Annotated in this window: 6 protein-coding genes and 2 pseudogenes; 3 read left to right on the top strand and 5 right to left on the bottom strand. The window is 71.9% G+C overall.

Annotated elements, in window-relative coordinates; all coding sequences use genetic code 11:
• Positions 1-9: 9 nt before the first annotated feature.
• Both I6A81_RS15235 and I6A81_RS15240 read right to left on the bottom strand, forming a co-directional pair.
• Entirely contained in the window at positions 10-4,647 is a 4,638-nt protein-coding gene (locus I6A81_RS15235; RefSeq protein ID WP_203000676.1) for a DEAD/DEAH box helicase, read from the bottom strand.
• A gap of 183 nt (positions 4,648-4,830) precedes the next feature.
• Complete coding sequence (locus tag I6A81_RS15240; RefSeq protein ID WP_203000674.1) at positions 4,831-6,468, bottom strand: serine/threonine-protein kinase; 1,638 nt, start codon at positions 6,466-6,468, stop codon at positions 4,831-4,833.
• A gap of 577 nt (positions 6,469-7,045) precedes the next feature.
• Between I6A81_RS15240 and I6A81_RS15245 the strand changes: the two genes are divergently transcribed.
• A complete protein-coding gene (locus I6A81_RS15245) occupies positions 7,046-7,705 on the top strand; it encodes a hypothetical protein (RefSeq protein ID WP_203000672.1) in 660 nt (219 codons plus the stop codon).
• 547 nt (positions 7,706-8,252) lie between these two features.
• On the opposite strand, the gene I6A81_RS15250 is transcribed toward I6A81_RS15245, so the two are convergent.
• From I6A81_RS15250 to I6A81_RS45580, 3 genes are all read right to left on the bottom strand, one after another.
• A complete protein-coding gene (locus I6A81_RS15250; protein ID WP_203000670.1) occupies positions 8,253-8,603 on the bottom strand; it encodes a MerR family transcriptional regulator in 351 nt (116 codons plus the stop codon).
• 84 nt (positions 8,604-8,687) lie between these two features.
• Complete coding sequence (locus I6A81_RS15255; protein ID WP_203000668.1) at positions 8,688-9,113, bottom strand: Hsp20/alpha crystallin family protein; 426 nt, start codon at positions 9,111-9,113, stop codon at positions 8,688-8,690.
• A gap of 911 nt (positions 9,114-10,024) precedes the next feature.
• Complete coding sequence (locus I6A81_RS45580) at positions 10,025-10,252, bottom strand: FAD-binding protein (RefSeq protein WP_203000666.1); 228 nt, start codon at positions 10,250-10,252, stop codon at positions 10,025-10,027.
• Positions 10,253-11,100: 848 nt separating this feature from the next.
• Between I6A81_RS45580 and I6A81_RS46165 the strand changes: the two are divergent.
• Both I6A81_RS46165 and I6A81_RS15270 read left to right on the top strand, forming a co-directional pair.
• Positions 11,101-11,340, top strand: a pseudogene (locus I6A81_RS46165) (enoyl-CoA hydratase-related protein); the annotation flags it as partial.
• Between the two features lie 134 nt (positions 11,341-11,474).
• Positions 11,475-12,260 (top strand): annotated as a pseudogene (locus tag I6A81_RS15270) (class II aldolase/adducin family protein).
• Positions 12,261-12,510 lie beyond the last annotated feature (250 nt).

Genomic DNA, 12,510 nt, shown 5'->3' on the forward strand with positions numbered 1-12,510 from the left:
GAATGCCGCTCAATCATCTCGGTCATCGTCAGCGCGCAGTCCGGACAACGACCGGAGAACTGCCAGGGCCGCGCCGCGTGACAGATCCTCATGGTAGCGCTCGTTGCCGGCGGTCCGTAGGCAGCCGTAACAGGATGTCTCGAGACCACAGTCGCACGCGCTTACCCGCCGCAGAGCGGAGTCGACGACGATATCCAGCGACGCGGCGATACGCGCCGCGCTGCCCGCCCCGCCGGGGACGGTGTCGAACAGCACCAGACCACTGCGTCCGTCGGCACCTGCGTGTACAACGCCGTCGATGTCGCCCCGGCCGATCTCTAGGCCCTCGGCGCAGCCTTCCAGCAGCGCGTAGAGCAGCGAGTGCCACCGCGCCCGCTCGTCGGTGCCTGAGCCGGTAGCGCCCAGACCGGGCGCGTCGACTTGGACGCGCAGGATGTCGGTCTCGTAGGTGTGCGCCAGCGACCGCCAGCGCAGCGGACCGGTACAAGGCTTGCCGCGCAGCGGGTTGATGTGCGACTTGGGTGCGCGGCCGTGGTTGGCGCCGCCCCAGCCGCACCAGTCGCAGAGCAGGAAACCCGCGCCGCCCGGCCCTTCGGACAGCGACACGAGCCGGCCCCGGGTGCCGCTGTGGCACCAGGCCATCGCGCCGTCCGCCGACCGCCAGCGGTTCTCGCTGAGCTCCGCGCCGAGGGACACCACGTGGACGCCACCGTTCCAGACACGCTGCGGCGGAGTGGTGCCCGGCTTGGCGGTGCGCGGGTCGGCCACGAAGCCGAACTCGGGCACGCAGTACTCCCGCACCGGCCCGTCGGCCGGCCGCCCGCAGGCCGTACACGCCGGTTCGAGGTCGTCGCCGCCCTCGCGGTAGTGCTGGCAGCCGCGGCAGACCGTGTAGGAGCGTGTAATGAGCTCCCGGCCGGGCAGCCGGTAGATCCCGGCGCTGCGCCACAGCACGCCGCCGGCGACCAGCTCGGATCCGGGCGCGTACTCGTGGATCGCCATCGCCAGGTCGCGGGCCAGTTCGAGGCGCGCCCCCACCTGGGAGTCGCAGTGCGCCGTACGCAGTTCAACGGTGTCGACCGGGAACCCGTACTTGGGCAGGATGTTGCGGTTGGCGAGGAACCCGATCAGCGACCGCCGGATGATCGTGTTGATGGACCGCTCGAACCGGGCGGCCATGTCGCTGCGCCGGGACTCGAACGCCTCCTTGCGCCGCTCCTCGAACAGGGCGACGTCCTGGGCAAGCTCGGCGCGGACCGCCGCCAGCAGCGCGTCGAGCTCGTCCACCCAGGCGCCGGAGTCGAGGCCGATCTGCTCTTGGACGGACTTGGGCAGGACCGCCCGCAGCGCGGCGTCGACATCGTCCGGTACCGGCGTCAGGAAGCCGCGGACCAGCTGTGACGGCGCCCAGAGCGGGCCCGGCCCGCCGGGAGCCCCGCCCCGCTCGCCGAGGAAGAAGACACCCGCGGTCTTCCATTCCTGGCCGGCGTTCTCCTTCGCGTCGCGGAAGAACGCCGCGAGCGCCACCGAGTGCGCGTGGCGCCGGTCGATCCTCGAGTTGCCGAGCGGCACGTAGGGGGCGCGGACCCGGCCGGTCAGCATCGTCTCGGGCGCGGCGTAGCGGGACAGGTCGTGGGAGCGGCGCTGCGCGTAGGTCAGCACGAGGGCCGGCGAGCCCGCGCGGCGGCCCGCCCGCCCGGCCCGCTGGATGTAGCTCGCCGTGGTGGGCGGCATGTTGCGCAGCAGCACGGCGTTCAGCGCGCCCACGTCCACGCCGAGCTCAAAGGTCGTGGAGCAGGACAGCACGTTCACCTCCCCGGCCAGGAAACGCTGCTGGATGTCGGCCGCCTCCAGCCCGGTCCACTGGGCGGTGTGCTCGCGGGCGGTCAGGGAGACCGGCGCGGTGCGCTGGTAGAGCGCCCGGTAGTGCTCGTCGTCGTTGTCGGTGGCGGCGGTCACCGGCGCCAGCCGGCCGGCGCAGCGCAGTGTTGGGCAGACGCCGCGCACGGACACGGAGACCCGGCGGCGGCACACGTCGCACTGGTGCAGGTCCCCTGCCCCGCCCGGCGCGAGCGTCAGCCAGGTGTGGTCGACCTGGTAGACCTGGCCGATCTTCAGCAGCGCCGTTCCGGCGAGCCACCCGCCCCGGACGGCGGTCAGCGCCCGCCAGCAGCCGGCCAGCGTCTCCCGCGGGTCGGCACCGCCCGCGCCGAGCACGCGGCGAACGTAGTCCAGGCGCCTGTTGACACCGCGGGTCGGCAGCCAGCTGAGCACCTTGAGCTTCGCCTCGGCGCCGTCGACGCGGACGTAGATCGGTCCCCGGCGCGGGTCGAACATCTCGTCCGCCGGGTCGACCTCCGCCGGCATCGACAGCGCGCCCTGCAGTCGTAGCGTCCGCGCGAGCTCGCCGAGCAGCAGCCAGCACTCGTCGGCGGTGAGGCCGAGCGCGAGCAGCGGGGCCGGCGCCCGCCACGCCGGGTCGACGTCGAGGGCGACACGCAGCAGGCCGAGACCTTCCAGCGACTGCCGTTCGTCGAGGGCGATCAGTTCGCGCGCCACCCAGCGGGCGGTCTCCCGCCGGCGTGCCTGCCGGGACTCGCGGCGCCCGAACACCCCGGCGGCCCCGGCCTCGGCGGCCACCGCCTCGATCAGGTCGTCCACCGAGCACGAGGGGTCGGACGAGGTCGCCCGGGCCAGCCCGTCGAGGATCAGGCGGCGCTGCTGTACCAGCGCGTGGCTGGATTCGAGATACGGCGCGAAGAACGCGGCCGCCTGCCTGCTGTCGCTGAACGCCAGCAGCTTGCGGCCGCCTCCCGGCCGCCCGGCGAACTCGTCGTCGGCGGGCAGCGCCTGGTAGAGCGCCGTTGCGAGGACGGCGGCGGAGGCCTCGTTGCCGCTCTCGAACAGCCGGATCATGCCGGTGCCGCGCGCGCCGCACGACAGGCAGCCACGCGGCGTCCCGGACCGGCCCGGCAGCCGGCGCACCGCACGCAGGTACGCGGCGGAACATCCGCACGGGGCGACGGCGCCGGGCGCGTGCAGCGCGCCGCACCTGCCGCACAGCAGGGCGTCCTTCGCGTCCTTGGCGTCCTGCTCCGCGGTCTCCTCGAACGCGGCGTCGTCCTCGTCGACCCCCTGCGCCGCGTCCTCGGGCTGCGCCGCGTCCCGCGGCCGCGGCGGGTCACCGAGGACGAGCCACACGCGTCGGTCTCCACGCGCGACCCGGGAGGTGAAGTACTCCCCGGATCTCTCCTTGCGGATGACGCCGGTGAGGTGCACGGCGCCGCACCGCTTGCAGCACCCGAACTCGAACACCGCGGCCGAGCAGTCGGGGCAGACCTCGCGCCGGGCCAGTGCCACGTGCGGCCCGCCCCCGCTCCCAGCGTCACCCGCGAGGCAGGTGAACGCGCCCTCGGTGGCGCGGGCGAACAGGTGGTAGCGCGCGGACAGCACCGGCGCGCCCGCGGCGTCCCGGGTTGCCGTGCCGAGCGCGACCAGTTCCGCCAGCCGGGCCCCGGAGATCCCCGCGGCCTCGGCCAGGTCGGTGAACAGGCGCGGCCCGCCGGCCAGGAGCGCGCGGACCCGGCCGAGGCCGGCGGCGTCGTCCAGCCCCAGGTCGGGGGCGTCCCGGACCGGGCCGTCGGGCGCCGCCACCCGGGTAGCCTGGACGAGGTCCTGGCGGGTCGGGTTGCCGGGACTCCACTCGAACGGGACGTCGAACAGCTTCGCGGCGAACTCCATGACGGCCGCCGGGCTGTCGCCGACGGTGGCGGACGTCGCGATGGCCTGCAGCGAGCGGGCGGAGTCCTCTCCCTGGAAGAAGACCTTCTGCTTGAGCCGGCGCAGCAGCATGCCGACTTCCTCTGCCTTCGCCCCGTCGTAGACGTGCGCCTCGTCCAGCACGACGAAGCGCCAGTGCCCGCCGTGCGGCCCCTCGAACAGGTCCATGTCCGCGGGGCGCAGAAGCAGGTACTCCAACATCGCGTAGTTGGTCAGCAACAGATGCGGCGGGCTGTCGCGCATCTCGGCCCGGGAGAGCAGCTCGTTCGGGAGCCGGGCCTCGCCCGGGTTCAGGGCCTCGAACAGGGAGGCGCCTTCGACGGGCCGCTCCGGTGTCTCCCCGGTGTACCGGCCGAACGTGATCTCAGGTGTGCCCGCGAGCACCTGCCGCAGTCGGCGAACCTGGTCGTTGGCCAGGGCGTTCATCGGGTACAGCAGCAGCGCCCGGACCCCTGGGCCCAGCGTCCCGGCGTCCCGCTGTCGGACGAGCTCGGAGAGGACCGGTAGCAGGAAGCTCTCCGTCTTGCCCGACCCGGTCCCGGTCGCGACGACGATGTTGCGGCCCGCGGCGGCTTTGCGTATCGCCGTTTCCTGGTGCGCGTACAGCGGCCGGTCCAGCGGCAGCGCGGGCCCGCCGAGCCGGGCGAACCCGCTGGGCAGGACACCGTCGGCGATCAGCTGCCGCAGGCTGGCGCCCGCCGCGTACGGCGGTGTCGCCTCGAGGAGCGGCCCCTTGGTCAGCAGCGGGCTGGCGTCGATCGCGTCCCGCAGCGCCCGCGCGAGCTTCGGGTCGCGCACCGGCAGCAGCGACCGCAGGTAGCGGCGGTACGTCAAGCTGAGGTGCTCGGCGGTGGCGATCACGTCCATCACTGAAGGATCTCGCGTCGGGTTTTCCCGCTGTTCGGGGCCCCTGCGTCGGCTTGGCGCCGCCAGGCAACCCGACCCCGACGCGACCGCCACCAAGGCACCCAACCCAGCGCACAGCGCGAGGAGGCCGTAGAAGGCACCCACAAGATCACCCACGCTTCGAGCGGAAGGTGACCGGCGGACTCAGGCCTGCGTGACCGTCCACGGATCATTGGCCGGGCCGGCGCCGGTCACGGTGGCGAACGTCACGACGGTTCCCTCGTCGACGGTGATGGTGAGCTCGGCGCCGCCATGAACGGCCGCCGTGTCCAGGATGCGGCGCAGCGGGTAGCGGCCGTCGCGCAGCGCCCCCAGGACCTGGACGGGTTCTCCGCCCGCCATGACTGTGATCGCCGGCGCTGTGGCGGCACCCGGCAGGTCGATGCGCAGCAGGCCCCCGCGCCACAGGTCGTCGTGGGTGAGGCGCAGCGGGCCCGCGTGGTGCCACCCAGTCCCCTCGGCGCCGCTGCCCGGTTCGGGATCGATCCGCAGCCGCAGGTGCGGCGGGGTCACGGCCAGGCGCTGTACCACCGCGCCGGCGACGCAGGTGACCTCCCGCGTCACCGTCTCCTCCTGGTACGCGGCCGCCGCCGGGGAGACCGTCATGCCCGGCGGGGCCGAGATCACCGCCTCCGCGGGTTGGAGCCCCCGGGCGCTGGTGAGCCGAGGGGCCGGGTACGAGGTGACGCCGAGGCCCTCCGCGAGCACCACGGTGCGGCGCAGCCCGGGGGTCACAGAGATCACGAACTCGCCGAGCAACGGCCGCCGCACACCGCGCCACAGGACCTCCGGTCGCCACGTGTCACCGGTCGTCGTGACACTCGCGAGGGTGGCCCCGGAGTCCGTGCGCCGCGCCTCGACCCGGAAGGTGGCCTTAACGGGTGGGAGCAGGACCTCGGGGGGCGAGGCGAGGACGGGCCTGCCGGCGACGGTCGTGGCGCCGGGGATCGGCGGGCCCGTGCGCAGCACCGGCCTGGTCCGGCCGCGCACGAGGCGACGGCTGGCGTCGGCGTCGGCATCGAGGGCGATCCAACAAGCCCCCCGCAGGTCCACCTGGATGAGGCGCCAGCCACGCCAGGCCAGCGGGAGCGTGCTCGTCACGAGGGTCCGGACCGGCGCGTCGGAGCGCAGTTCGGCGCCCGCCGGGCAGAGCACCCAGACGGCGTCGGCGGGCAGCGCCCCGTCCACGGGTGCCCCGTCCTCGTCGAAGGCCAGCAACCTGGCGCCCTCGGCGGTGATCTCCTCCGGCAGCGCCGCGCGGGCCTGTCCCGATACGACGTCCATCAGGAGGACCCCGCCGCCGAACGGGTCAAGGCGCGCCTGGCCCACCCCGTCGGAGAGGTCGCCCTCGGAACCGGCGTGGTCCTCCGGCGCGGTCGCATGGGCGAGCACGGCGACCTCCGCGGTGGACGCGGCAGGCAGTCCCAGCGCCCCGAGCGCCGCGAGGAACGCGTCGCCCCACTCACGGGCGGACCGCGCACTTGACCGCAGCCCCGCGGCCCGGTGCCAGGCAGGCCAGAACGCCGTCGTGTCGGACCCAGCCGCGGCGCGGGCGATCCCGACGACGACGCAGGCGGGCCACCTCTGCGCCACCCCGCCGGCCCTCAGAGCCCGGGACTGCGCTCCCAGCGCCGTGGCCACCGCCTGCGCGAGCCCAGCGTCTGCCTCAGGCCGCCCGGCGACGGCACCCGCCCGGAGCTCTCGTCGCCAGCCGGACTCAAGCAGGTCGAGCAGCCTGTCACCGGCGATGGCGCCACTGATGGCCCTACCTTCACTGGGCACGAGGGCCTCCGAGGAACGCTTGCGCCGCTCGCCCCGCGAGGACTGGCATGAGACAGCGCCCTCGAAGGACTCCGGCGCAGGCCTGACGCCCACGTTCGGGGACGGGCTGGCCGCCGTGCCCTGCGAGGAGATCGTCGCCTTCGCCCGCTCCGCGGACCGCGGCTGGCCGGAGAGGTTCACTGAAACCGGCCACAGCAGCCCACCACGCGCCACACGTCCGATAGCGGACCGAACCCGTCCATCTCACGGAGGTTGACAGAGGGTGCCTCATGACGCCACGCGCGGCCAGGTAGCCAGGTAGCACGGAAGGTCCCACCAGCACACGGTATTCACGGGTCGGGATCGGCCAGGCGTAGCCGGCGCGCGACCATCACCCGCCGCGGCCAGGTCTGGATCTGGTGGGACTACTACCTGAGCAGAGTCCAGGCGAAGGACTCCGCCCGGCGCGAGTTTGAGGAGGCCGACCGCGAGGCCGCGGATGCCGCGGCGCGGCCAGCTGGCGGCCAGGACATAGCGCCAGACGTCGCGGGGTACCAGGCCAGTGCCCGGCCCGCGTGGCGAGCAGATCGAGCGGGTCGTGCGGGACCACGCCGCCGGTGAGGCTGGCCAGGAGCTGGGTCGGGGCCAGCAACCAGTCCGCAAGATCCATCCCGCAGGCCGGGTCAACGCCGAGCCGGTCGACGAAGAACGCCCGCGCGGTGGTCACCTCCACCTGGTGGTGCGGCCGGCCGCCGTGACGGTCGCTGTCGGGATAGACCACCGGGAAGCCGTCGAACCGGGCCGGCAGCCTCTCCAGGGCGACGTCGATCGACGCGGTGTCAAGGCCTGGCGGGACGAACAGCTGCACACGGGGACCGAAATCGTGGTCCGTGGAAACCTCGTCATCGAAGCCGAGCACCTCGGAACCGTCACCGAACAACGCGGCGGCACTGCGCTCGACATCATGGCCGGCGGACCTGTCAGGACGATCGCGCCGGATATCGTTCCCACGGATCACGTGGGATCTGTACCGACCGGTGACGCGGGCGTTCCCTGCGAGGGTAGGACGACAGACGCACAACCACCGGACGGTGTCCGTTCTGCTGGTCGTCGACTGGGAACGGGCAACGTCAAGGGGACGGCCGCGAGGGAGGCAGGCGGTGTCGGAGGGGACCTGGTCGGCCAGCGTGGATCTGCCTTCAACGCGCGTGCGGCTGCGGCAGCGAGCTCAGGACTTGTTCCAGCCGCGGCGCTGTAGCCAGGTCAAGCTCGCCGCGTAGGTACACCACCCCGACCGATCCCACACGGCCGGTGTGCACCGCCAACCACATGGTCCGCCTCCGCCCCACCAGCCGCTACCCAGATTGATCAGAAGACACACTGCCCGGGTCCGTGCGCGGACGAGCCCAGACGGCATGCCGCGCCCCACAGGACGCGGCCCCGGCCCGGAATGTGCGCTCTTCGCCCAGTTCATGCCCTGGGGCGATTCGCGCTACCCCCGCCGCAGCGTCGCCTTTGGCTGGCCTCTGTCCTGGATCTCCCCATCGTGATGATCGTCGGCCCGGTCGTTTCGACGACCATCGCTCGCGCCTCGGTCCAGGCAGCGGCGCGCCGTCAGTGGCCGCGGAGAGACAAGGGGCTTCAGGTCGGGGCTCGCACCCGAGGCGGCGCAACGTCCTACCAGTGCTCAACGCTCCCGATCATCGACGACGGGCACGGTGGGACCCAGGAATCGTCCGCGACAGCGCCCACGCGCTGACGGCTACCAGCCCGGGCCCGCCGTCTACCGATCCGGTGGCTCTCGCTCAGTCCTCGCGCGCGTCGCCGGACGAGTCCCGCGCGCGGTGCCGGGCGCCGTGTCGCTGGAGTTCGGCGAGTTCGGCCCGGGTCTGGGCGAGCTGCTGTTCGAGCAGCGCGATGCGGCAGGCCGCGGCCACGGTCAGCCCCTCGTCGACGATCTCACGTGCCCGGGCGGCCAGATCAAGATCGGCGCGTGAGTAGCGACGATGCCCGCCGCTGGAGCGGTGGGGGCTCAGGAGACCTTCGTGCCCGAGCGCCCGCAGGAACGCCGGCTCCACGTCGAGCAGATCGGCGGCGGCCCCCATGCTGAACGCCGGGTAGGTGAGGTCCTCGACCCTGTTACGCCTGTTGTTCATCACGTACCGCCCATCCCGACGTGGCCGGTGGGCGGGCGCCCACCGGCCACGTGGATCGTCACCTCGCCCGTCCGGACCGACGCCTCACCCCTCGAGGATCTTGTGGTCGCTCGCCTCGCGGCCGACCTCGATGCGCCGAGGCTTGGCGTGCTCGGCGACCGGGATCATCACGGTCAGCACGCCGTCCCGGTAGTGCGCGGCGACGCTGTCGAGGCTCAGCCCGTCCCCGAGAACGAGCTGGCGGGTGTAGCTGCCCGTACCCCGTTCCGAGATCAGGAACTGGGCGTCCTTGGGCGCGGTCCGCGTCCGCGTCGCCCGAACCGTCAACGTGCTGTTCTCGGCGGTCACGTCGATCGACTCCGGGTCGACCCCCGGAAGATCGAAATGCAGGAAGTACGCGTCACCGGACCGGTGGCAGTCCATCGGCATCATCTGCGGCGTCCGGGCCGTCCCGAACGCCTCGCTGGCCAGACGGTCGAAGTCACGGAACGGATCGAAGCGCAGCATCATCGCTACCAACCTCCCCATAACACGACGAACATCGTCACCCGACAGCGGTGAGGCCACCGCATCCACAGCGGGAGTCAGCCACCCGGCGAGCCCCACGGCTCGGGCGTCGGACAGGCGGCCGGCGCGTGCGGTGGATCCCAGCCCCCGCCCCGAGCCCTCGGTGGGCGCGCCGCCATCGTCACCACCTCCCACGCCGTCGAGGTCCCGCCGGATACCTACCCCACCTGCACCATAAAATATGCATCATCCAGAGCAGATTTTCAACATCCTCGGACCTGTCTCCGGAAGAAGATCTGCTCCTGACGGGGGCCGTTCCGTGGCTCGTCCCGACGACGAGCGCACCGGCCTCTGGCACGCCGTCACGGCGGACTCACCCGGCGGCGCGTTCAACCACATCCCCAACCTGATCGTCGGCTCCGGATGCCAGGACAACGCGCGATGCCCGCGGTGCCACGCCACGAACCTCGCCTCCGGCGACTACGCGCACATCGTCCTGACGCCGCCTGCCCCAGGGATACCCGTGCCACCGCTGCCACCAGACGTCACGACCGCATGGGCCGCTCCCCGTCGGTTCACAGCCACCGGTAGTACCGCCCGCTCGCGCTACCGAAGAGGACCGGGCGCGGTTCGCGCCGGCCGCGCCGCACGTCGTGGGGGTCGTCGCTGGTCACCGGTCGCGGGCGTACGAGCCACAGCCAACCATGATGTGACGGAAAGTGCGCCAGAACGCCGCGCCGGATCAGCGGCAGGACACCCTCAATCCGGCGCGGCCGTAGCCTGGCGCCCGCGCCTCGGCGGACAGGCCGACTGCGTACTCGACCGTGAGGCGACGGCTCCCGTACGCGTCGAACACCTTCAGGGCGGTGAACAACTCACCTCGCCGCGGCGCCGATTCTTCACCAAGCAGGTTCCTAAGCCAGCGAAAGATCCACGCGAGGACCAGACTTCGCGAGTTCCGCGGCGACGTCCCGCCCGGCGATCCGGCCGAAGGTGAGCGAACGGAGAACGGAGGTACCCGACGGGTACAGGTCGTGGAAGATGCCGGTGATCTCGCCCGCGGTCCACAGGCCCCCGATCGGCCGCCCGTCCGTGTTCAGCACGCGGGACGAGCCGTCGACGCTGAGCCCGCCGGTGGACACGTCGGGTCGCGTGTTCGACGACGTAGAACACGTATATCCGTTGGAGGAGCACGGTGTCGGCGGTGAAGAAGTCGCAGGCCAGGATGCTGGAGGCCTGGGCGCGCAGGAACGAACGCCACGAGGTGTCCGCTCGCCGTGGTGCGGGGTCGACGCCGGCGCGGTGCAGGATCCGCCAGACGGTGGCAACCCCGACCCGGTAGCCCAGGCCGACGACTTCTCCTTGGATTCTGCGGTGGCCCCAGGTCGGGTTCTCCCGGGCCAGGCGCAGGACCAGGTCGCGGATCTCCCGGCCGACCGGCGGCCGCCCCGAAGACTTGCGCCGATAGGTCCATCTGCGGGCGACGAGCTCGCGATGCCACCGCAACAGGGTGGCCGGGGTGACGAGGAAGGCGTCCCAGCGCGCCCCCGGTAACAGCCGGGACAGGGCCACGAGGATCACCCGATCCTTCGACTCCAGCCTCGGGCGCTGCCCTTGCCGTTGCAGCACCGCGACCTGGTGACGCCGGACGAGGATCTCGACCTCCTTCACGGTGTCCCCACGGACTCGAAGCAGCACCAACCCGAGAACGCCGCGGGTCAGGCCGTACAGCAGGGACCACACCATGGTCAGTCACCTGCCCGACGCCAGCCCGCCGGCGCGCGAACGTGCAGGTCACCGCCCGAAGCGGGATTCCGGAGCCCCACACGCTCGACGCAGTCGAACCCGCGGCGGCTCGGGCCGCGCCGACCGACGATGGATGATCCCTCGACACCGAGCATAGTAGTTACTATAATTTAGGTATACATTATACCATTAGTCGATCATCGTTGTCACCCATCTGCTCCGAAGGAGACCCGCATGGTGGTGTCTGTCCCGGCGGGTCGGCAGTCACGGCGCGGCGGCGTTCGTCCTGCTCGGCGACACCCTGACGGGCGAGGAGGCGGCCGCGCACGGGGGCACCTGGCGCTGCGTCCCGGAGGACGACCTCCTTGACGCGGCGCTGAACCTCGCTCGTCGGGCCGCCAACAGGGACCCGGAGCTGGTGGCACGGACCAAGCAGTCGCTGCGGGCGAGCCTCGCGTTGACCGAACCAAAGGCTGCGCTGGAGCTGGAACTCGCGGCGCAGGAGTGGGCGGTGTCCCGCCCCGGCTTCGCGACGTATGTCGCCGAGATCAAGAAGAGCCTCAGCAGGCGCCGGGTCAGACAGTCAGAACCGGTCCGGGGCCAGGTAAGGAGCGCGAGATGGCTGGATTCGTCACCCGGACGCCGCCGACCTTCAGCTCGGCCGAGGAGGAACGGCTGCGCCGCAAGCAGCGGCTGGCGGCGGCGTTTCGGGTGCTTGGCCGGTCCGGATTCAACGAGGGCGTCGCCGGGCACGGCAGCGTTCGCGACCCGGAACTGCCCGACCGCCACTGGGTGAACGTCCGCGGGCAGGGCTTCCGCCAGGTCAAGGTTTCTGACCTGTGCCTGGTCGACGGGAACGGCACCGTCGTCGACGGCCCGAACAAGGGGCCCGCCGCGCGCAGCCTGATCGCCTACGCCGCACTGACCATCCATGGCTCCGTCCACCACGCCCGTCCTGACGTCATCTCCGCCGTCCACACCTACGGCCTGTATGGCCGGACGTGGGCGGCACTTGGCCATCTGCTCGACCCGATCTCCCAGGACACCTGCGCCTTCTACCAGGACCAGGACGTTCCCGACGACTACACCGGCGTCGCGCTCGAGCAGGAGGAAGGCAAGAAGCTGGCCGCGGCGCTCGGTGACCACAAGGCCGTCCTGCTGCGAAACCACGGCGTCCTGACCGTCGGCCACTCCGTCGACGAGGCGTTCTGGTGACACCTGAGCTACGAGCGCTGCACCCACTCCCAGCTCATGGCCGAGGCGTCCCTCACGAAGCCCCACCTCATCCCGCCCGAGGCCACGGCACTGAGGGCCTCCCAGGTCGGAACCCACCGCATCGGCTGGTTCTCCTTCCAGCCGCTCTACGACTGGATCACCGCAGAGAAACCCGACCTCCTCGACTGAACTGCTCAACCTGGGTCGATCATCGGCCATGGCCAAGTCCACGCCGGCCCGCGACGCTCGTGACGTCTCGGAATTCATCGGCGAGGCCCGGTCCTGCGCCCTGCGGTGAAAACGACATCGTGGCCGCCATACAACGCGAGCGACCTGGATTCCGCACACCGACTCGACAGAGCTAGTGTCTTGAGTCGTTAATTCGTTGGCAGTAGGCGGCGAGGGTTTCGAGGATCTCGTCGGCGCTCTTCGTCCAGAT

The sequence above is a fragment of the Frankia nepalensis genome (assembly GCF_016786325.1).
Lineage (GTDB): Bacteria > Actinomycetota > Actinomycetes > Frankiales > Frankiaceae > Pseudofrankia > Pseudofrankia nepalensis.